Here is a 22058-nt window from a genome sequence, read left to right as displayed (position 1 = left end):
TATTTTACTGCTTTTCCAGACCGCCGGTCTTGAGGAAGTTCTCAAGCCAGTGAATATCATAAGCACCATTCTGTACATCCGGGTTCCGGACCAGAATGCGGAACAGAGGCAATGTTGTCTCAATACCGTCGATGACAAACTCGTCCAAAGTCCGGCGCAGGCGCATCAGACATTCGTTACGGGTTCTGCCGTGAACAATCAGCTTACCGACCAGTGAGTCGTAGTGAGGCGGAATTGTATAGCCCTGATAGACTGCGGAATCGACACGAACGCCAAGACCACCCGGTGGGTAGTAGTAGCTGATCTTGCCCGGAGACGGACGGAAGGTAACCGGATGCTCAGCATTGATACGGCACTCAATAGCGTGGCCTTCAAAGCGGACTTCATCCTGACGGATTGAAAGCGGTGCACCAGCGGCGACACGAATCTGTTCATTGATCAGATCAAGGCCTGTAATCATTTCCGTTACAGGGTGTTCTACCTGAATACGTGTGTTCATTTCAATGAAATAGAACTCGCCGTTTTCATAAAGGAATTCAATCGTTCCAACGCCAGCGTATTTGAGCTCCTGCATGGCCTTGGCAACAATCGCGCCGATCTTTGCACGCTCGGATTCATTCAGGGCCGGAGAAGTTGCTTCTTCCCAGACCTTCTGGTGACGACGCTGCAAGGAACAGTCACGCTCACCCAGGTGAATGGCGTTACCTTTGCCGTCACCGATAATCTGAACTTCGATGTGACGTGGCTTTTCGAGATATTTCTCAATGTAGACCGCGTCATCATTGAAAGCTGCTTTAGCTTCAGTCTTCGCTGTCAGCAATGCATGCGAGATATCTTCTTCGCTGCGGGCCACTTTCATACCGCGTCCACCGCCACCTGCTGATGCCTTGATCAGAACGGGGTAGCCGATTTCGGCTGCGATGCGCTTTGCTTCTGCTTCATCATGTACGGCACCATCAGAGCCGGGAACACAAGGAATACCAAGACGCTTGGCTGTGCGCTTTGCTTCAATCTTGTCACCCATGGTGTGGATGTGTTCAGCTTTTGGACCAATGAAGGTAATCTTATGGTCTGCCAGAACTTCAGCAAAACGGGCGCTTTCTGACAGGAAGCCGTAGCCAGGATGGATGGCATCCGCACCACTGATTTCGCAGGCTGCGATCAGGGCAGGGATATTCAGATAACTGTCACGGGAGGGCGGTGGGCCAATACAAACACTCTCGTCAGCAAGGCGAACGTGCATGGCGTCCGCATCTGCTGTGGAGTGAACTGCAACAGTTGCAACGCCAAGCTCCTTACAGGCACGAAGGATACGCAGGGCAATTTCACCCCGGTTGGCAATCAGGATCTTGTCGAACATCGGCTCGTCCGTTCTGTTACTCGATCGTCAAAAGTGGTTCGCCAAATTCTACAGGCTGACCGTCTTCAACAAAAATGGCTGTTACGGTACCAGAACGAGGGGCCAAAATTTCATTGAATGTCTTCATGGCTTCAACCAGCAGGATTTTGTCGCCTTCGGCAACGCGTGCACCAACTTCAATGAATGGGCTGGAATCTGGAGAAGGACGGCGATAGGCCGTACCAACCATAGGTGAGTTAACTGCACCAGGATGATTGGCAGGCTTTGCAGCCTTGTCAGCGGCAGCCGGAGCACCATGAGCAACACCGGGTGTTTCAGGAGCCATTGGCAGACCGATAGGTGCGCCAAGTGTCTGAGGAACTGCAGCAACCAGTGTACGTGCAACACGAATATGAAGGTCGCCCTTGGAAACTTCGATTTCGCTGAGATTGGTTTCGCCGATCAGATTGGCGATCTCACGAAGAAATTCCGGGTCAATTGGATTATTCTTTGTCATAGGATGAACCTCTTTTCTGAGGGATTATGGTTGAGGCGCAGAATTTGCGCGCATTACACCGAGAATGGCATCAAAGCCGAGAAGGTAACTGTTTGCGCCAAAGCCACAGATTGAACCTACGCATACAGGGGCAATCATGGATTTGTGCCGGAACTCTTCCCGGGCATAGACATTCGATAAGTGAACATCGATAACTTTTGCACTTGAGCCGGAAATCGCATCTTTTAATGCAATTGAGGTATGCCCGTAGGCTGCGGCATTCAGAATGATCCCGGCGCCGTCACGCCCAGCCTGCTGTATCCAGTCGACCAATTCGCCTTCATGATTGGTCTGGCGAAATACAATATCGACTTTCTCAGCCTGAGCTTTCTCTTTCAGCATACGCTCAATATCGGCAAGTGTTGTTTTTCCATAGATATGTGGTTCCCGAAAACCGAGAAGGTTCAGATTGGGGCCATTTAAAACATGAATACATATCATGGCAGGTTGCAACTCTCTCCGTCATTTGCGTCACACGCAAAAGCACATCAGACCGTCATAGCCAAAACATCGCCTTTGGAAAAGCAAAAAAGTACCCTGTGGACGGTCTCTAAGTGTTTAGCAGGACGCTTTTCCGCATTTACGCGCATTAGAAACCATCTGCTCAAGCGGCATCCGACCAACTGCGCCCGGAATTACCGTATCCGCAATGATAAATGCCGGTGTTCCGGTTAGGCCGAGTTTATCGCCAAGTGTGAAGTTTTCCTGCAAGGCTGCCTTGATTTCAGGGGAGGCCATATCCTTTTGCAGGCGGGCCATGTCAACGCCCATATTCTGAGCAAGATCAAGGGCCTGCTGCTTTCCGACCCGGCCTTTGGAATGCATCAGATCAAGGTGATACTTGAAGAGCTTATCGCCTGTCAGTTGCTGCTTAACAGCTAAAGCGACCTGTGCAGCTTCGACTGATTCCTGACCAAGGACTGGCAGATCTTTCAGGACAACCTTAAGCTTTGGGTCGGCTTTCATCATTTCCGCGAGATCGGCAACGGCACGCTTGCAATACCCACAGTTGTAATCGAAAAATTCAACAACAGTGACATCACCAGAAGGATTGCCGACAACACTACCGTGTTCAGAATTGTAGATGGTGTCGTGTGATTCCTTGAGTGCAGAGGCTTGAGCCTTGGTTGAGGCTTCCTGCTGCTTCTTCTCAAGCTCTGCGATGACGTCCTGCAGAACTTCAGGGTTCTTCATCAGATAATCCCGAACAATCTCACCAATTTCCTGACGCTGGCTGTCATTGAAATTTGCCGCATGCAGGGAGCTTATGGGAGTGAGGGCTGTCAGGCCAAGCAGTGCAGCAGCACAGGTGAGACGGCTAAATGGGCGTATCATTCTTTAATCCTTAATCATCCTGCGGCGGACGCTGCCTGATCACTGCGTTGAAATTGGGGCAATAAGGCCGGAAATTTCAAATCAGGTTTCTTGTATCGTGTATCAGATGATTCTCTCAAGTTTCAGATAATTATTGGTAAAAGGCATATGGGAAAAAGGCTAATCTAGTGGGAATGTCTCAAAAAATATTCTCTTGTCTACTTTTGAGGGCATTTCTTTGTCATGTAATAGGCTGTATGCCGTAAATATATTTTCTTTCGCAGAAATGAGAGTGCCGGAGTATTAAGATGAAACAAGCCGAAACCAAAGTGATTGTGCCAGAAATAGCAAAACGCATTGAACGCGTACTCCCATTTTTGGCAATGGACGTTTTGGCGGCGGCGGCCCTCAGAGAAAGAAAAGGTCACAGCGTCATTCACATGGAGGTTGGACAGCCATCTGCTCCTGCTCCGAAACCTGCACGTGAAGCTGCAAAAGCAGCTATTGATCTTGGGCGCATAGGTTATACAGAAGCGCTCGGTATTGCGCCGCTTCGGGAGCGCATTGCCAAGCATTATACGGAGCAATACGCTGTACCGGTTACAGCTGAAAGCATCGTAACAACAACGGGCTCTTCGGCCGGTTTTGTTTTGGCTTTTCTTGCCATGTTTAACCCGGGAGACCGGGTGGCCATTACAGCCCCGGGTTATCCTGCTTATCGTTCCATATTGGAAGCATTGGATATTGAGCCTGTCTTTATTAAGCTGAATAGGGAAGATGGCTGGGTGCTGACGGCAGAGGCCCTTGAAAAAGCACATGCTGAAAAACCATTACAGGGTGTGTTAATTATGAGCCCGGCCAATCCATCTGGAACGATGGTCAATGGCAGTGGTCTGTCTGATATCGCTGACTTCTGTAAGAAAAATGGTGTCTGGCTGATCTCAGATGAAATTTATCATGGCCTGACTTATGGTGTTGAGCCTGAAACAGCATTGAAATACAACGAAAATGCTGTCGTTATTAATTCGTTCTCTAAATATTATTGTATGACAGGCTGGCGTATTGGCTGGATCGTTGTGCCGAAACAATTGGTTCGTGCTGTCGAAACACTGGCTCAAAATCTCTATATTTCAGCGCCATATCTTTCTCAGGTTGCTGCAATGGCAGCTTTTAATGCCAAAGATGATCTTGAGAAGATTAAGCTTGGCTATGCTGCCAACCGCTCAATGCTTCTGGAAGAACTCCCCAAGATTGGGATTTCCGATATGCATCCTGTGAATGGGGCATTCTATATTTATGCCAATGTTGCACATTTAACCGATGACTCATTGGCTTTTTGTCGAAAGGTTCTGAATGAGGCTGGTGTTGCGATTACACCGGGTCTGGATTTCGATCCATTCGATGGCAAGCATCATATCCGGTTGTCTTTTGCAGGTTCAGCTAAAGACTGCCGTGAGGCTGTCAGTCGGCTTGGTACTTGGCTGAAATAAAAATTGCCGCCTGACAGAGGCGGCAATTAATTGATCAGTTTGTGATGGGCAGGATTACCTGCCCATTTTTATTTGCGAGACCACCAACCCGCACGCTTTGGACGATTTGGGTCTGGCTCTGTCAGTGCAATAGATACTGGTTCTGCATAAACCCGTTGGGCCTTTGGCTCTTCCTTTGCCGGAGCTGGGGCCTCAGCGACTTTTCCATTAGCTTCAGAATCTGAAGACTTGGCGGATTTAGAAGCTGCCGTTCTGCGTGTTGTCTTTTTCGGAGCCTTTTCAGCTGCGCCTGTATCTGCGTCAGCTTCTTTGGCTTTGCGACGAGTACGTGCCTTAGGCTTTTCTTCAGAAACAACTTCTTCAGAAACCGCAACTTCTTCAGTCTTTGCAGACTTGCGAGCTCTGCCGCGGGTTTTCTTTGGCAGCTCTTCAGCTGCTGTTTCTACCTGAATAGGCGCTTCACGAACTGGAACAACTTCTTCAGAGGCTGCTGTTCCGTTTGCTGATTCTGAGGTGTCTCCTGCTGCGTCGGAGTGTTGCCTGGGACGAAAGTCCCGACGACCTCGTCTGCCACGATGGTGACGGGGAGGGCGACCTTCACGCTGTTCAGAGGAGCCATTCTCAGATTGTTCTTCTGAGGAGCCGGCTTCAACAATAGCTTCGCCCTCAGATGTTTCATCAGAAGCATGTTCAGTCTGGTGTTCACTGCGTTCACCAAAACCATTGCCATTACGGCCGCGACTGCGTCTTCTTCTTCTACGACGACGGCGGCCGTTTTCTCCGTTTTCATCACCATTGTTGTCGTGATGGTTCTCGGTTTCTGCTTCTTCAGCTTCAACCTCAATTTCAACTTCTTCTTCGATGTCCTCTACAATTTCCTCAGCCTTGAAGTTTGAGGAAATTGCTGGGCGTGGAGCCGGGTTGGTTGCGACACTGCCACGTTCGATTGTGAAGTTGGTTGAACCAAACTGGGTTTCATCAAGGCTGATTTCAATCTCAACACCGAAGCGGGATTCAAGCTCACCAAGATGAGTGCGTTTATGGTTCAAGACATAGAAAGCGATTTCAGAGCGTGTTTTTACAATAATATTGTGTGAGGAGCTCTTAATCAGGTTTTCTTCGATAGAACGCAGCATATTCAGTGCAACAGAAGGTGTTGCACGGATAAAGCCTGTTCCTGCGCAATGTGGGCAAAGCAGTGAAGAACTTTCAAGAACACCTGTCCGAATGCGCTGGCGCGACATTTCAAGCAGACCGAACAGTGAGATACGGCCAACCTGAATACGGGCACGATCATTTTTCAGACATTCATTAAGCTTCTTTTCGACGGCCTTGTTGTTGCGCTTCTCCTCCATATCGATGAAGTCGATGACAATCAGACCGGCAAGATCGCGCAGACGCAGCTGACGGGCGATTTCTTCCGCAGCTTCAAGGTTTGTCCTCAGAGCCGTGTCTTCAATATTGTGCTCGCGCGTTGAACGCCCGGAGTTTACGTCAATTGAAACAAGGGCTTCCGTTGGATTGATAACCAGATAGCCACCGGATTTGAGGGTGACGTGGTTTGAGAACATTGCATCAAGCTGAGCTTCGATGCCGTAGCGTGCGAACAGCGGGAGTGGATCCTTATACTGTTTGACGGCCTTGGCATGGCTTGGCATCAGCATACGCATGAAGTCTTTGGCTTCACGATAACCTTCGTCACCGGAGACAAGAACTTCATCAATGTCTTTATTATAGAGGTCGCGGATAGCGCGCTTAACCAGTGAACCTTCTTCATAAACAAGGCTAGGAGCCGTTGAGCTCATGGTTAGTTCACGGACGCTTTCCCACATACGCATGAGGTATTCGTAATCGCGCTTGATTTCAACGCGTGTACGGGAGGCACCGGCGGTACGCAGAATAATGCCCATTCCTTCCGGAACGTCCAGTTCATGAGCGATTTCTTTCAGGCGCTTGCGATCCTGTGCATTGGTAATTTTGCGGGAGATACCACCACCACGACCGGTGTTTGGCATCAGAACCGAATAACGGCCTGCAAGAGACAGATAGGTGGTCAGGGCAGCACCCTTGTTGCCACGCTCTTCCTTAACGACCTGAATCAGAAGAATCTGCCGACGCTTGATAACTTCCTGAATTTTATACTGGCGGCGAGCGTGACGTGGGCGGTCCGGCACTTCTTCAAGTGCGTCGCCACCGAGCTGCTCAATAACTTCTTCGTGCTCATCATCAGAATCAGTCTCGGCTGATGCTGCATCTTCACTGACGGTTTCATTAGAAGAAGCCTGTTTGGCACGGGCGTTCTTGGTTTTTGCCTTGTGCTCTTCTTCTTTTTCAACTTCGCGGTTAGCGCGGGCGTCTTCTTCAATCAGAGCCTGACGGTCTGCAACCGGAATTTGATAATAGTCAGGATGAATTTCGCTGAATGCGAGGAAGCCGTGACGGTTTCCGCCATATTCAACGAAGGCAGCCTGCAGGGAAGGCTCAACGCGTGTGACTTTGGCTAGATATATATTGCCGCGTAATTGCTTACGGCTGGCAGATTCAAAGTCAAATTCTTCAACTTTTTGACCACGTACGACCACAACCCGTGTTTCTTCCGGGTGGGACGAATCTATAAGCATCTTGTTTGCCATGGTGAACTCTCAACATGGCGATCTGTAGCTCAATTGTAGGCATTGTTCGCGCAGGGCGCGAGTCGGGTCCCTCATCCATCATGTGGGAAAGAGACATCATTGCGTTCGAATTGGTACCGATCGCCTGTGCGCGCCGCATATGGCTGCGCATCATTTGGGCGTGGACCAGCTTGGAAGCCGGAATAAAAAGGGCGCGACGCGCAAAACTGCGCGTTTTCACAGCGGATGGAGCTGGCACGACAGTCATTTCAGACCTCGTTAATGCAACCATTCTCACGTTCGCCCTTTCGCGAAACCGATGATCTGACGGATCAGTCATCGTTGAAAAACATGGCGATTTCTCGCCGAAACACTTGCCTGTCTTGGAACCTGTGTACCTTTCGGCACCGGCGGTCGGGCGTGGTTTTCAAGATCGATCCATACAACCGTATCTCTCATCACAGCAGCCGCAGATGCGGACATCCAGACATTACTTATGTCATTACAGAGCAATGCTACCCTTTGGCAAGTGTTATATGTGATATTGACCGACAGATTGGCTGCTTTAGAAGAGGCATGTTAAAGACAGTCAGGGTTTTTGAGGTAAGATCTTTAACAAAATTCTTATTGATTTCATCGGGGCAGAACAAGTTTTCGGTTTGGACTTAATATGCATATTGGAAGTAAAAAAGTGTCGTTTTTCCATAAAACATTCCATTGTGTGGCTTTAGTTTTAGGTGTTTTCTCCTGTTTATTGGGGTTGTCTGTATCTGCATTGTCAGAATCTTCTGCAAATGTGATTGATGAAATGCAGATTTCTTCAGAAGGCAGCACCAAGACATTTTTTTCTGTCTCCATAACATCAGAGGTCGAAAGTAAGACTTTCGTCATAGAACGCCCAAATCGTATCGTTATCGAACTCCCTGAAATTTCTTTCCACATGAATGAGAAAAAGGAGCCGAGAAAGTCGGGGCTTATCTCGGCACTTCGATATGGTCTTTTTGCGCCCGGACGTTCACGGATTATTCTGGAACTGTCCCGCCCGGCTGCTGTTACCAAAACGAGTTCTGAAAAACTGGAAGATGGGCGGACAAAAATAACGTTTGAAATTGTCCGCGTTGATCAGGACATTTTCCATAAAGCCGCGATTAATGATGCCATTGCGAATGCAAGTACGCCATCTGCTACCCGTTCTCCGACCATGACCAATAATGATAATCGGCCGCTGGTTTTGATTGACCCGGGACACGGCGGGATTGATTCTGGTGCCCGTGCGGGTGACATCAATGAGAAAGATATTGTGTTCGCATTTGCGAAGACTCTGCGTGATCTGCTTGAAGAGCAAGGGAAATATCGTGTTGCATTAACACGTGATACGGATGTGTTTGTCGCTCTGGATGAACGTATGAATATGGCGCGGGCTGCACGGGCTGACTTATTTATCTCAATTCATGCTGATACAATTTCTGCCGCGCAGGTTCGTGGTTTCACAATCTATACTGGTTCTGAAAAGGCGACAGATGCTGAATCGGCCCGTCTTGCTGAAAAAGAAAACGAAGCTGATGCTGTTGGTGGGATTGAAGTTGCACAGGCACCAGAAGAGGTCGCAGGAATATTGCAGGAGCTGACACTGAGAGAAACGCGCAGTTTCTCGAGCCGTCTGGCTGGTATTCTGGTGAATCATCTGGAAAAAGTTATGCCCGTAAATAAGAACCCGCATCGCATGGCTGGGTTTCGTGTTTTGCGGGCACCTGATGTGCCTTCTGCATTGATTGAATTAGGGTATATGTCGAGTTCTGAGGATATCGCTTTGTTACAATCTGAAGAATGGCGGCAGAATTCGGCAGAAGCGTTGGTGAAGGCAATAGATCAATATTTTCAGATGCGACCTGCAAACTAAAATTGCCCTGATTTGAACACAGAGGTATAGGAAAGCGTGTGCAACAGATAAATATTTCATTTTTTTGGGTGTTATACCTTGAAGAAGCGCCTTATTTCTGTTTGACCAAAGCAGGTGGTTGACTATCTCTTCGTGAGCTAGAATTTTAGCTGCTGCCAGATATTTTTTGCGGAACTATTGCGGATGCGCTTTATCCTTCGTTTTTTCGGTATTTTCTTCAGTATTGCTGCCGTCCTGTTTGTGTTGGGTGCGGCTGCTGCTGTCTTCTTCTATTTCAAATATTCTGAAGGGCTACCGGATCACCAGCAGCTTGCGGATTATGAGCCGCCTGTTATGACGCGCTTCCATGCCTCAGACGGTTCCATCCTGGCCGAATATGCCAAGGAGCGGCGGCTTTATCTGCCAATCCAGTCGATGCCGAAACTGCTGGTTCACAGCTTCCTGTCGGCAGAGGACAAGAACTTCTACAAGCATATGGGTGTTGATCCTGAGGGTGTGATCCGTGCTCTGGTGAAAAACGCTTCAGGCAGTGCGCGTGAGCAGGGTGCCTCAACAATCACCCAGCAGGTCGCCAAAAACTTCCTTCTTGGGAATGAACGCTCCTATGAGCGTAAAATCCGTGAAGCTTTGATTGCCCTCAGAATAGAATCAACTTTCAACAAAGATCATATTCTTGAGCTTTATCTGAACGAGATTTTTCTGGGTAACAGAAGTTATGGTGTTGCTGCGGCCGCTCTCAATTACTTCGGTAAATCCGTTAATGAGCTGACTGTTGCGCAGGCCGCTTATCTGGCCGCTCTGCCAAAGGCTCCGAATAATTATCATCCGGTTCTGCACAAGAAGGTTGCGATCGAACGCCGTAACTGGGTTATCGAACGTATGTTGGAAAATGGCTATATTGACCAGCAGACAGCTGCAACCGCTAAAAAAGAACCTTTGGAAATTGTTGCCAGAAGAGTTTCTCCAAACAGCATCAGTGCCGGTTATTTTGCCGAAGAAGTTCGTCGCGATATCTCTGAGCGTTATGGCGAAGACAAGCTCTATGAGGGTGGCCTTTCTGTCAGAACAACGCTTGATCCCAAGATGCAGGCCATGGCCCGAAAGGCTCTGGTTGACGGTCTTGTCCGGTTTGACGAGGCAAGAGGATGGCGCGGAACTGAGACAAAGCTTGATTTAAGCGCTGGTGAATGGGGCGCTCAGCTGGCTGAGCTGCCAGCATTAGGCGATATCAATCCATGGCGTCTTGCTGTTGTGACTGAGGTTTCTGGTAATCAGGCCAAGATTGGTTTGCGTCCAAGAAAGATCGCAGGCAATCGAGTAGAGGCTGAACGTATTACAGGTGTCATTACTGCTGAAGGCGTTAAGTGGACACGCAAAGGTGTTGCCGCTGCCCTGAAAGCTGGTGATGTTGTCTATGTTGAACCGTTGACAGGGAAGGCCGGTCAGTATCGTCTTCGTCAGGTTCCTGCCATTTCTGGTGCGCTCGTTGCTATGGATCCTTATACCGGTCGTGTCCTCGCAATGGTTGGCGGGTTCTCTTATGACCAGAGTGAGTTTAACCGTGCGACGCAGGCTTTGCGCCAGGTTGGGTCCTCATTCAAGCCTATCGTTTATGCAACTGCGCTTGATAATGGCTACACACCATCAACGGCTATTCTTGACGGTCCTATCACAATTAATATGCCGGGTGTCGGCGTCTGGTCTCCAACCAACTATGGTAAGCGAAGTGGTACAGGGCCGAAACCCTTACGCTACGGTATCGAGTATTCCAAGAACCAGATGACAGTGCGTCTGGCCAGCTTCCTTGGCATGCCCCTTGTCGTTGATTATGCCCGTCGTCTCGGTATCTATGATGATCTGCTGCCCGTGCTGTCGATGTCACTTGGTGCAGGTGAAACAACCGTTCTGCGTATGACAACCGCTTACTCTATTCTAAATAATGGTGGCCGTCGTATTAAGCCAACACTGATTGATCGTGTTCAGGATCGTACGGGCAAGACCATTTACTCCCATGATGAGCGCAAATGTCCTGAGTGTGATGTGGCAAAGTGGGATGGGCAGGATGAGCCCACATTGATTGATAACCGTGAGCAGGTTCTTGATCCATTGTCTGCCTACCAGATCACATCCATCCTTGAAGGTGTGGTCAATCGTGGTACGGCTCAGATTGTCCGCTCCGTTGGTAAGCCGCTTGCTGGTAAAACAGGGACGACTAACGATGCTAAAGACGTCTGGTTCATGGGCTTTTCTCCGGATCTGACTGTTGGCGTCTTCCTTGGATATGATCGTCCACGTTCTCTGGGGAATTCGGCAACAGCCGGTCAATATGCGGCACCTGTATTCCGTGATTTCATGGCAATGGCCCTGAAGGATAAGCCGGCAACACCATTCCGTGTGCCTGCAGGTATCAAGCTGATACGTGTGGTTGGTGCAACAGGTTTACGAGCCGGTCAGGGTGAAAGTGGACGGGGTATCGTTACAGAAGCCTTCAAGCCAGGCACAACACCACCTGATTATTTCCCGACGATGGAAAATGACAGTGATGGTGGCTACTACGATGATGGTGGCGGTGCAGCTGAACCTCCACCACAGGAAGCCCCCCGTAGTCGCGGCTTGTTTGGTGGCTGGTAGCAAACAGAAACTTTGATTGAATGTATGGGTGAGGGCTATTTTGTTCTCACCCATAAACATTTTTGTCTTGGCTGTTTACTTGCCACGGTGTGGTCTGTAGATAGTCTTTATCTTTTTATTTTGATGTAAGTAGTCATGCGCGCAGAGATTGAACATTTGTTAGATGCCGCAAAGCAGTCTGTTGGGCTGCTGAGGAGGCATCTTTGACTGGGATGTAGCCCAGAAACGCCTTGCTGAGCTGAATGCTCAGGCTGAGAATCCTGACTTCTGGAATGATGCAGATGCTGCGCAGAAGATTATGCGCGAGCGGACCACGCTGGAAGATCAAATCCAGTCCATCTCACGTATCGAGCGTGAAATTGATGATGCCGTCACCCTTATTGAATTAGGGGAGATGGAAGATGATCAGGATACGATCAAAGAGGGCGAAGAGGCTATTCGTGCTCTTGAGGCCGAGGCTGCTCGCCGTCAGGTTGAGACATTGCTCTCTGGCGAAGCTGATTCAAACGATACCTTTCTGGAAGTTCATTCCGGGGCAGGTGGTACAGAAAGTCAGGACTGGGCTTCTATGCTGCAGCGTATGTATATGCGTTGGGCAGAGCGTCGCGGCTTCAAAGTTGACCTGCTTGAAATTTCCGATGGTGAAGAAGCTGGCATCAAGAGTGCCACGATTCAGATCAAAGGGCATAATGCTTATGGCTGGCTGAAGACGGAAGCGGGCGTTCACCGTCTTGTCCGTATTTCACCTTATGATTCCAATGCGCGCCGTCATACCAGTTTTGCTTCAATCTGGGTTTACCCGGTCATTGATGACAATATCAATATTGAAGTGAAGGAATCCGATTGCCGTATTGATACCTTCCGGGCCTCAGGTGCCGGCGGGCAGCACGTTAATACGACAGATTCTGCCGTTCGTATTACGCATATTCCAACAGGGATCGTAGTTTCCTGTCAGCAGGAACGCTCCCAGCACAAGAATCGTGCCACCGCATGGGCAATGCTCCGGTCTCGTCTTTATGAGCGTGAGCTGCAAATTCGCGAAGAAAAGGCGAATGCAGATACTGCCTCTAAAACAGATATCGGGTGGGGACATCAGATTCGGTCTTATGTTCTGCAGCCATATCAGCTGGTCAAAGACCTGCGGACAGGAGTTCAGTCTACCGCACCATCTGATGTGCTTGATGGTAAACTTGATGAATTCATGGAGGCCTCTCTTGCCCAACGTGTTTATGGTGGCGGGGAAGAGGTTGAGGATATCGATTGATATCAATGGTTATTCATAAAAAGAAAGCCGGCGTTTGCCGGCTTTTTTTATTAAAGTGCCTTTGCTGCTGCGAGCACTTCTTCTGCGTGGCCTGTGACCTTAACTTTAGGCCATATTTGCGCGATCTTGCCATTCGGGTCGATTAATACGGTTGTACGCTCGACACCCATGTATTTGCGACCATACATACTTTTCTCAACCCAGACGCCATAGGCATTTAACATGACCTTTTCCTCATCAGAGAGAAGAGGGAATGTCAGGTTGTTTTTATCGCAGAACTTATCGTGTTTTTTCATGCTGTCGGGAGATACACCAATGACCGTAATTCCTGCGCTGTGAAAATCATTCAACAGTTTTTGGAAGTCCTGCGCTTCAAGGGTACAGCCACTCGTATCGTCCTTTGGATAAAAGTATATGACGAGCTTTTTGCCATGAAAGTCTTTGAGACTTAATGATTTTCCTGTTGAGGCAGGCAAATCAAAATCTGGTGCAGGGCTACCCACGGATAGTGACATGGCGAATTTCCTCTTCGATTAGGCCGGTTTGTCAGGCAACTTAAGAATACTATCCCTATAAGATATCGTAAAAGAGATAGACGCGCCGCTTTTGTAACACATATTTGTGAAAACCGTAGCTAGATAGCCGTAAACGAGAGCAGACGATTCTGAATGACTGACAGTGAAAATAAAATCGAAAGTGCGGATAAGATAGCACCGCACGGGAAGCGCAAAAACCGTTTTTTCATTTGGTTTTTGGGTGTTCTGGTTGCTCTGGTTGTGCTGGCGTCTGCTGCCTTGGGCGGTTTGTATCTACGGTTACAAAACGGACCATTATCATTCCCAGGGCTGTCTTCTCAGGTTATCTCCAGTATGTCGAATTATTTCGAATCAGACTGGCAGGTCACATTGAATGATTCTGCGCTTGAACTGGATCACGGATCATTTGCTCTTCGCATCCGTGGTCTGGAGATTCGAAACGGAGAGGGTAAGGTACAGTTACGAGCCCCGAATACGATTATCAGCGTTGATACATTTTCACTTTTGTTCGGGCGCTTAACTCCTAAGATTATTGAATTTCTGGATTTGCAGGTTGTGGGAGCCATTAATAATGACGGCTCAATTACTTTCATCCCTGTTGAGCAGGGTGAAATTGGCATTTCCAAAGATGCGACACCGACACAGACTGAAATAAATACTGTTGCTTCTGAGCAAAAAACAAATGCTGCGACCTATGGTGAGGCCCATGGGCAATCAATGGTTTCTCAAGGGGTTGAGGCATTCATTAATATTGTAGCCGGTACTGATGGCCCCCTTGGCCTGTTAAAGCGGGCAGAGTTTACAAACCTGCGTCTGACACTGATTGATAACCGAAAACTTGTCCGGGCAAGGTTCTCCCGTGTAGATGCAAAATTTGAGCGGACTGTTAATAAAGGCCGGACATTTGAAGCAAGTATGAACAGTGTGCGAGGGAACTGGAAGCTTTGGGGGTATGCCATGCGCATCGACCGCGGCTATCAGTTATCCCTTAATCTTGAGAATGCTCCGGTGCAGGATCTCCTGTTCCTTTCAGGGCTTTCCTCTTTACCTGCATCAACGACACTGAATATGTCAGGGAAGGCGGATGTCACACTCGTAAATGGTATCCTCAATAAGCTGGAAGGTACATTCAGAACCGGTGAAGGGCGGATTGACGTACACGACAAGGATGCGACGCCTTTATATGTCGATAATTCGTTAGTGGAAGTCAGCTGGAATGAAGCAATCCGCCAGATGGCAATCAATAAATTTGATTTCAAGGCTGGAGATACAGATTTCCATATTACCGGTGCTGCTGATATCCGGGCGAACCAACCCTGGCGTGTGAAGCTTCAGGCAAAAGATTCTGTCCTCAGTGGTGTGACGCCAAGTGATAAACCGTTTCAGGTTGATACGATGGAAGCGGAAGCAACGGGTAATGGGGTGATCACCCTTGATCGGTTGTACTTCAAAGGGCCTGATCTCGATGTCCAGATCAAAGGTACCTATGGTAATGCAACGGACCCGAAAGCAATTGCTGTCGATATTGCGCTGAATAACACACAGATGCGCTCTGTTATGCGATTATGGCCTGAAATCACAGCCTCTGGACCGCGACGTTATCTGCTGAAGAGCTTACTTGGTGGTATTGCTGATAAGGGCACAATACATATCAGTCTAGCGGGTGATGTTGTTAAGGGCGCCATGAATGGTGGCTCCATTCCGGACGATTCACTTTTCGTGGATTTTGACGTGAGAGATGGAACTTTCCTGCCAACAGAAGGATTGCCTCATCTCAAAAAAGCAAATGTGAAGGTTAAGGTAACGGGCGAGAACGCGTATGTTCAGGGGACAAATGCTGTCATTGATTTCCCCGGGAACCGTGTCATCAAGGTCCCGACAGTCTCGTTTGATCTCATTAATTTCTGGAATAAATCAACGGTTGGCATTGTAAAAGCACAAGTTGAATCTGGAGCAGATGCCTTAACGGCATTCCTTAAGCTTCCAAAAACTCAGGAAGCATTTACTTGGGACGTAAAACCTGAAGATATTAAGGGGAATGTCAATCTGGCGCTCGAAATTGGGTTGGCAATCAATGATATTCCCAAGTTTGCCGAATTGCCGATTAAGGTTTCAGGTAAAATTACGAATATGACCCTCGAGAAAGCCCTGGGTGAAGACAGGCTTGAGAAGGCAGATTTTGATGTAAGTTATGATACTGGAACCCTTGCGATGAAGGGGGCCGGTATGCTGGCTGGTTATCCGGCTACAATTGTCGTTAATCAGCCTGCTGTTGGCAAAGGTACAGGCGTTTTAAACTTCTCGCTGGATGATGCAGCCCGTGCCCGTAAAGGTCTGGACTTTGGTTCTCAAATGACTGGTATCATGCCAGTAAAAGTTACTCTGGACTTGGGCGCAGGTGAGCATAATAACTATCGTGTAGAGGCTGATTTAACGAAAATCGCCATTAATAATCTGATTCCCGGCTGGGTAAAGCCATCTGGGCGAGCCGGTAAATTATCACTTTTCGCCGTAGAGAAAGATGACGGAACAGACATCAACGATATGCAGTTGGATGCTGGGATTCGTTTCTCGGGAAAAGCAACCTTGGATGATGATGGGAATTTCATTCGCGCTGACCTTTCCCGTTTTCAGTTATCGCAAGGCGATGACATGCAGGTAAAAGTCAGCAAGGCTGACAATGTCTTCAAGACCGTTATCCGTGGTAATCTTGGTGATGCACGGCCTGTTATAAAGGCGCTGACAGGAAGTTCCTCTAATAGTTCTCAACGGGGACAGGCGAATGATTCCAGAAATAACAACGGCTTGAATCTCGATCTTGATCTTATGCTCAATATTCTGACAGGCTTTAATGATGAAGCGATAACACGAGCTAATATCAAAGCCGGTGTTCGCTCCGGCTCTCTCAGACAATTACAGATGACAGGGAAAATCGGCTCGGCTGTGGTAACAGGCCAGACAACGACCAGTAACGGTTCGCCCAGTATCACGGTACAATCAGCAAATGCAGGTTCATTCCTGCGTTACTTTGATGTTTATCGACGTATCTATAATGGTGATCTGCTAGTTGAAATGGCAATGGGTAATGGTAGCCAGAACGGTTTTGTGATGGTGCGAAATTTCTCCATCCGAAACGAACCCGCTCTAAAGCGTATCGTTCCAAGCCAGACCCAGGGAACAGGCTCTCGCCGCATTGACATAAATGATGTGGCCTTTACGAAAGCTCGTGTAGATTTTGTAAAGAACAACAACAGGATTGACTTCAAGGATGGCGCTATCTGGGGAATGCAGATTGGCTTTACTCTTGATGGTTATATGGACTTTGCCCGTAATCAACTGGATGTTGCGGGTACATTCGTCCCGGCTTACGGACTGAATAATGCTTTTGCGCAGGTGCCAATTCTGGGAACAATTTTGGGAGGCGGACAATATGGTGGCCTGTTTGGTGTCAATTTCCGCCTGACTGGTAATATTGGATCACCGGCTGTCGCAGTCAATCCACTCTCAGCTGTTGCTCCTGGAATTTTTAGAAAGCTATTTGGTACAGGTGGACAGAACGCTCCGGTTGCTCCTGACAGATAATAAAAAAGCCCCGGTTTCTCGGGGCTTTTTCGTGTTTGCCTTAAACAGGCCGTAACAGGACGTGGCGTTTTTTCCCGAAGGAAAGTTTTATAACGCCTTCGCTTGTCAGATCACTTTGGCGCAGTACGCCGCGTTCATCGGTGACAACCTGATCATTGACACGCAGGCCGCCACTCTTGATCTGGCGACGAGCCTCACTGGTTGAGGGAACGAGTTTGGCATATTCAGGACCGAAAGCTGTCAGAACACCAAGGCCAGCCTCAATGAGTGCTGTAGAGATTTCAACTGTTGGAAGTGTTTCTGCCAAAGCGCCTTGCTCGAACGTTTTACGGGCTGTTTCTGCCGCAAGTTCAGCAGCTTCTCGGCCATGGAGAATAGCGGCAGCTTCTGTTGCCAGAATCTTCTTGGCATCATTAATTTCTGCACCTTCGAGTTTGGAGAGGCGTTCAATCTCATCCATAGGCAGGAAAGTGAAGAGTTTCAGGAAGCGGGAAACGTCGGCATCTTCCGTATTGCGCCAGAACTGCCAGTAATCATAAGGGGATAGAAGGTCTGCATTAAGCCAGACTGCGCCAGAGGCTGTCTTGCCCATCTTGGCCCCTGATGCTGTTGTCATAAGCGGGCAGGTCAACGCATAAAGCTGTGGTGTACCAAGCCGACGGCCAAGATCAATACCATTGATGATATTGCCCCATTGGTCAGAACCGCCCATCTGCATGATGCAGCCATAGCGGCGGTTCAGTTCAACGAAGTCGTATGCCTGCAGAAGCATATAGTTGAATTCAAGGAAGGAGAGTTCCTGATCACGGTCAAGGCGCAGCTTCACGCTGTCAAAGCTGAGCATGCGGTTGACTGAGAAGTGACGACCGATGTCACGAAGAAAATCAATATAATTGAGCTTTGGTAGCCAATCAGCATTGTCAGCCATTTCAGCATCGAATTTTCCGGGGCCAAAATTGATGAACCGATCAAATGCAATTCTGATGGTGGATTTGTTTTCTTCGATCTTTTCCGGTGTCAGAATCTGGCGCGTTGTATCGCGGCCTGAAGGGTCACCAATACGTGTTGTACCGCCACCCATCAGGGCAACAGGTTTGCCCGCCTCTGTTTTCTGAAGCCAGTGCAGCATCATGATGGAGAGCAGGTGGCCAATATGAAGCGATGGTCCTGTGCAGTCATAACCGACATAGGTCGTCAGACGCCCTTCCTTGGCGGCAGCGTCTATTCCCTCCAGATCTGATGTCTGATGGATGAAACCACGTTCCGTTAAGGTTCGGAGAAAATCTGATTTTGGCGAACTCATAGCTCTCTGCTCTGGCTTTCTAGGTTTGATAATTATTAGAATTAGGCAACTTCTGCCCGGGAGTGTAGCTTCAGACCAGTTCCATAGGCGTCTTGCACATGTTATCAGCGAAAGATGCTTTATGAAAAATTATCGAAGTATCTGCTAACCGTGTAACATCTTTAGCAGAAAAGTGCACGGAGAAACGTAAAAATGGGCGCCTTGACAACAATAGGGCTTATGTCTGGAACATCACTGGATGGAATTGATGTTGCGCTCATTCAGACAGATGGTGAGAAAATTACTTATTTCGGCCCATCTGCCTTTTACGCTTATGACGGATCTGAGCGTGATGTTTTGAGATCTGCCTTAAAGGATGCTGAAAGAATCTCTACCCGTGATGATCGGCCGGGAGTTCTGGCTGATGCTGAGGCTGTTGTTACACAAAGTCATGAAAGAGCTGTTCGTGCTTTCATGACTGCTCATAACCTTAAAGCTTCTGATATTGATGCAATTGGCTTTCATGGACAGACTGTTCTGCATCGTCCTGAGAATCAGCTCACCGTTCAGATTGGTAATGGTGCGGCTCTTGCAACCGCACTTGCCATGCCGGTTGTCTATGACTTCAGGGCGCAGGATGTTGCCGCAGGAGGTCAGGGGGCTCCCCTTGTTCCGGTCTTTCATCGCGCTCTGGTTGAGGCATCTGATCTCGAAAAGCCGGTTGCCATCGTCAATATCGGTGGTGTTGCCAATATTACCCTGATTGATGCGCAGGGTGAGGTATCTTCTTTTGATACCGGCCCGGGTAATGCGCTGATCGATGACTGGGTTAATGAAAAGGCCGGTCTGGCATTTGATGTTGATGGTAACCTGGCAGCTTGTGGCGCTATTGATGAAGAGCTGATGGAAAAACTCTTGTCTCATCCGTTCTTTATGCAAAAGCCGCCAAAGTCACTTGATCGGAACTGGTTTACCTATGACATCGTTGAGCATCTGCCGCTGGCTGATGGAGCTGCAACCCTGACAGCTTTCACGGTGCGTTCTATTCTTCGTGCTCTTGATTATGCAAACTTCCGGCCAACATGCTGGATTATAAGTGGTGGTGGTGCGCAGAACCTTGAAATTCGGCGCCAGCTGGCTGAACTTTCCGGAATAGACGTTAAGATTGCCGATGAGTTCGGCTGGTCTTCAACCTTCATGGAAGCACAGGCGTTTGCCTTTCTGGCAGCCCGTAGCCTGCGGAACTTACCTTTAAGCTTTCCCACGACAACGGGTGTGCCGATGCCTATGACTGGCGGGATTGTTGCAAAGCCTTTAGCTGCATGATGAAATAAAAAACCGGCCTATCTGGCCGGTTTTTCAATATGATTATTCGTCTCAATCTTCGAAATCTGGTTTTTCCATGATTTTGAGCGGGCCGAGGCGCGTATCGAGATAAGTGTCGACGGTTGAGATCAGTTCATCCACTTTTCCATCGAAGAAGTGGTTGGCACCTTCGACAACAGCATGTTCGATGATGACACCCTTTTGGGTTTTGACTTTTTCAATAACACTGATGACATCTTTCACAGGTGCAACGCGATCTTCCGAGCCATGAACGAACAGGCCAGAAGACGGGCAGGGAGCAAGGAAGGAGAAGTCATAGCGGTTTGCCATGGCAGCAATTGAGATGAAGCCTTCAACTTCCGGGCGACGCATCAGAAGCTGCATACCAATCCATGAACCGAATGAAACGCCGGCAATCCAGCAGGCCCGGGCATCCGGGTTGACTGTCTGGGCCCAGTCTAGAGCTGCTGCAGCATCTGAAAGTTCGCCTTGGCCGTGATCAAATGTTCCCTGACTTCTGCCAACACCGCGGAAGTTGAAGCGAAGGACAGAGAAACCACGGCTGACGAAATCATAAAACAGATTGTAAACAATCTGGTTGTTCATCGTGCCGCCGAATTGTGGGTGCGGATGCAGGATAATTGCAATAGGTGCACCCTTTTGCTTAGCAGGTTGATAGCGGCCTTCAATGCGGCCGGCTGGCCCGGTAAAGATAACCTCAGGCATGTACGACAAACCTCATTTAACGTTTAATGCTCAAGACTGGTTGGTCTCAGAACAGAAATAAGTGGCGAGTATCAGGACTCTTCAGAATTTTTTCTTCACCTTTTGCTTGATCATTGAGCGTTTTTAGAATAATTCTAACAGTGCCTTCAGTGGCATTTACTATAAATGCTTCTGATCTTGCTACGGTGCTGAAATAGCTTTAGCACAGTTGCGGGGGGCAAATGCAAGGTTTTCGTGCACTTTATGCTTAAGGTTAAGGAATTTAAGAGTTAAATGGCAGATCGGCGTATCTATCTCGATCATAATGCGACATCTCTCATCAGGCCAGTGGCTATTGATGCGATGATTCACGCTATGTCATTGCCCGGGAATGCATCTTCGGTTCACACAGAAGGCCGTACCGCCCGTGCTGTGCTGGAGAAGGCACGTGAGCAGGTTGCCAATCTGGTTGGAGGCCGTGCACGGAATGTCTATTTCACAAGTGGTGGAACAGAGGCGAATAATGCCGCTCTCTCACCAACCTTGCGCCTTTCATCAAAGGAGCACCCTGCTTCATGTCTTATTCTGGGTGCGACAGAACACCCGTCAGTTCTTCAGGGACACAGGTTTGCCGCTGAGAATGTGAAGATTCTGCCTGTCGATGAAAATGGTATCGTTGTCAAATCCGCTTTATCAGATTTGCTGAAAAATATTGATGGGCGGGCCATTGTCTCAATCCATATGGCAAATAATGAAACGGGTGTTATTCAACCTGTACAGGAAATTGCACGTACAGTTCATGAGCATGGCGGCATTCTGCATGTTGATGCCGTTCAGGCTGCCGGGCGTATGCTGATTGATCTTGCAGAACTTGAAGCTGATGTCCTGACATTATCAGCCCATAAAATCGGTGGCCCTAAAGGTGTTGGTGCTATTGTACTGCGCTCTGCCGCAACTGATCTTGGTGGTGCCCTGATCCGCGGTGGTGGGCAAGAGCGTGGAATTCGCTCCGGAACCGAGAATATTGCGGCAATTGCCGGTTTCGGCGCCGCTGCGCAGGAAGCTCTGGATACATTATCTGATGAGCAGACACGACTGTTAAGTCTTCGCTCTCAACTCGAGAAAGGTATTCTGGAATTGGCGCCAGATACCGTTATCATTGGTCAACCAGTTGATAGACTTTGCAATACATTAAGTATCGCTCTGCCGAATCAGCGTGCAGAGACACTACTTATTGCCTTTGATCTGGCGGGTATTGCTGTGTCTTCAGGCTCTGCCTGTTCATCAGGCAAGGTCAAGAGATCCCATGTTCTTGATGCCATGGGAATGGATCGCTCTCTTTCTGAGGGAGCTATTCGTGTTAGTTTGGGCTGGAGTAGTTCGGAGGAGGATTGCATTTCTTTTTTGCAAGCCTTCGAAAAGGTACTCAAAAGCCTATATACGGGGCGATAGGCTCAGCGTATGCTGAGGAGTGACGCCATAGCTTAAATCTTCGGTCCTTGAAACCGGGGAGGTAGGAGA

At 48.6% G+C, this 22058-nt stretch carries 15 protein-coding genes; 7 read left to right on the top strand and 8 right to left on the bottom strand.

The features are described 5' to 3' along the window. Nucleotides 1-4: 4 nt before the first annotated feature. From accC to WJT86_RS07845, 4 genes are all read right to left on the bottom strand, one after another. Nucleotides 5-1360 carry an acetyl-CoA carboxylase biotin carboxylase subunit gene (gene accC, locus WJT86_RS07860; RefSeq protein ID WP_346336991.1) on the bottom strand — a complete coding sequence of 452 codons (1356 nt, stop codon included), beginning with the start codon at nucleotides 1358-1360 and terminating at the stop codon, nucleotides 5-7. Nucleotides 1361-1376: 16 nt separating this feature from the next. Further along, on the bottom strand, nucleotides 1377-1856 hold the full coding sequence (gene accB / locus WJT86_RS07855) for an acetyl-CoA carboxylase biotin carboxyl carrier protein (protein ID WP_346336990.1): 480 nt from the start codon (nucleotides 1854-1856) through the stop codon (nucleotides 1377-1379). A 24-nt stretch (nucleotides 1857-1880) separates the two neighbouring features. Then, nucleotides 1881-2336 (bottom strand): type II 3-dehydroquinate dehydratase, encoded by a 456-nt coding sequence (aroQ, locus tag WJT86_RS07850; protein ID WP_346336989.1) that lies wholly within the window; start codon nucleotides 2334-2336, stop codon nucleotides 1881-1883. A 117-nt stretch (nucleotides 2337-2453) separates the two neighbouring features. Then, on the bottom strand, nucleotides 2454-3230 hold the full coding sequence (locus WJT86_RS07845; RefSeq protein WP_346336988.1) for a DsbA family protein: 777 nt from the start codon (nucleotides 3228-3230) through the stop codon (nucleotides 2454-2456). Nucleotides 3231-3517: 287 nt separating this feature from the next. On the opposite strand from WJT86_RS07845, the gene WJT86_RS07840 reads away from it, so the two are divergent. After that, nucleotides 3518-4699, top strand: coding sequence for a pyridoxal phosphate-dependent aminotransferase (locus WJT86_RS07840; RefSeq protein ID WP_346336987.1), 1182 nt, complete (start codon nucleotides 3518-3520; stop codon nucleotides 4697-4699). Between the two features lie 68 nt (nucleotides 4700-4767). Here WJT86_RS07840 and WJT86_RS07835 read toward each other — a convergent pair whose 3' ends face one another. After that, entirely contained in the window at nucleotides 4768-7332 is a 2565-nt protein-coding gene (locus WJT86_RS07835; RefSeq protein ID WP_346336986.1) for an Rne/Rng family ribonuclease, read from the bottom strand. Between the two features lie 754 nt (nucleotides 7333-8086). Here WJT86_RS07835 and WJT86_RS07830 point away from each other — a divergent pair. The 3 genes from WJT86_RS07830 to prfB all read left to right on the top strand — a co-directional run bounded on the left by WJT86_RS07830 (nucleotide 8087) and on the right by prfB (nucleotide 13106). Beyond that, complete coding sequence (locus tag WJT86_RS07830; RefSeq protein WP_346336985.1) at nucleotides 8087-9211, top strand: N-acetylmuramoyl-L-alanine amidase; 1125 nt, start codon at nucleotides 8087-8089, stop codon at nucleotides 9209-9211. Between the two features lie 183 nt (nucleotides 9212-9394). Then, nucleotides 9395-11842 (top strand): penicillin-binding protein 1A, encoded by a 2448-nt coding sequence (locus WJT86_RS07825; protein WP_346336984.1) that lies wholly within the window; start codon nucleotides 9395-9397, stop codon nucleotides 11840-11842. 135 nt (nucleotides 11843-11977) lie between these two features. Then, nucleotides 11978-13106, top strand: a protein-coding gene (gene prfB / locus WJT86_RS07820; RefSeq protein ID WP_346336983.1) for a peptide chain release factor 2 whose coding sequence is annotated in 2 segments (ribosomal slippage) — nucleotides 11978-12046 and nucleotides 12048-13106 — 1128 coding nt in all. Because the reading frame shifts where the segments join, the coding sequence is not laid out codon by codon here. Between the two features lie 50 nt (nucleotides 13107-13156). Here the strand turns inward: prfB and bcp are convergent. After that, nucleotides 13157-13621 carry a thioredoxin-dependent thiol peroxidase gene (gene bcp / locus WJT86_RS07815; RefSeq protein ID WP_346336982.1) on the bottom strand — a complete coding sequence of 155 codons (465 nt, stop codon included), beginning with the start codon at nucleotides 13619-13621 and terminating at the stop codon, nucleotides 13157-13159. A gap of 153 nt (nucleotides 13622-13774) precedes the next feature. On the opposite strand from bcp, the gene WJT86_RS07810 reads away from it, so the two are divergent. After that, complete coding sequence (locus WJT86_RS07810) at nucleotides 13775-17224, top strand: YhdP family protein (protein WP_346336981.1); 3450 nt, start codon at nucleotides 13775-13777, stop codon at nucleotides 17222-17224. Between the two features lie 40 nt (nucleotides 17225-17264). Here WJT86_RS07810 and tyrS read toward each other — a convergent pair whose 3' ends face one another. Next, complete coding sequence (tyrS, locus tag WJT86_RS07805) at nucleotides 17265-18527, bottom strand: tyrosine--tRNA ligase (RefSeq protein ID WP_346336980.1); 1263 nt, start codon at nucleotides 18525-18527, stop codon at nucleotides 17265-17267. 192 nt (nucleotides 18528-18719) lie between these two features. Between tyrS and WJT86_RS07800 the strand changes: the two genes are divergently transcribed. Beyond that, nucleotides 18720-19832, top strand: coding sequence for an anhydro-N-acetylmuramic acid kinase (locus WJT86_RS07800; protein WP_346336979.1), 1113 nt, complete (start codon nucleotides 18720-18722; stop codon nucleotides 19830-19832). Between the two features lie 51 nt (nucleotides 19833-19883). Here the strand turns inward: WJT86_RS07800 and WJT86_RS07795 are convergent, their stop codons facing one another. Further along, a complete protein-coding gene (locus tag WJT86_RS07795) occupies nucleotides 19884-20558 on the bottom strand; it encodes an alpha/beta hydrolase (protein ID WP_346336978.1) in 675 nt (224 codons plus the stop codon). A 273-nt stretch (nucleotides 20559-20831) separates the two neighbouring features. On the opposite strand from WJT86_RS07795, the gene WJT86_RS07790 reads away from it, so the two are divergent. Continuing rightward, entirely contained in the window at nucleotides 20832-21989 is a 1158-nt protein-coding gene (locus WJT86_RS07790) for a cysteine desulfurase family protein (RefSeq protein WP_346336977.1), read from the top strand. Nucleotides 21990-22058: the final 69 nt, after the last annotated feature.

The organism is Hohaiivirga grylli, from assembly GCF_039655745.1.
Lineage (GTDB): Bacteria > Pseudomonadota > Alphaproteobacteria > Rhizobiales > Beijerinckiaceae > Hohaiivirga > Hohaiivirga grylli.
The sequence above is the reverse complement of the archived record's forward strand: the minus strand, read 5'-3'. Positions and strand labels throughout refer to the sequence as shown.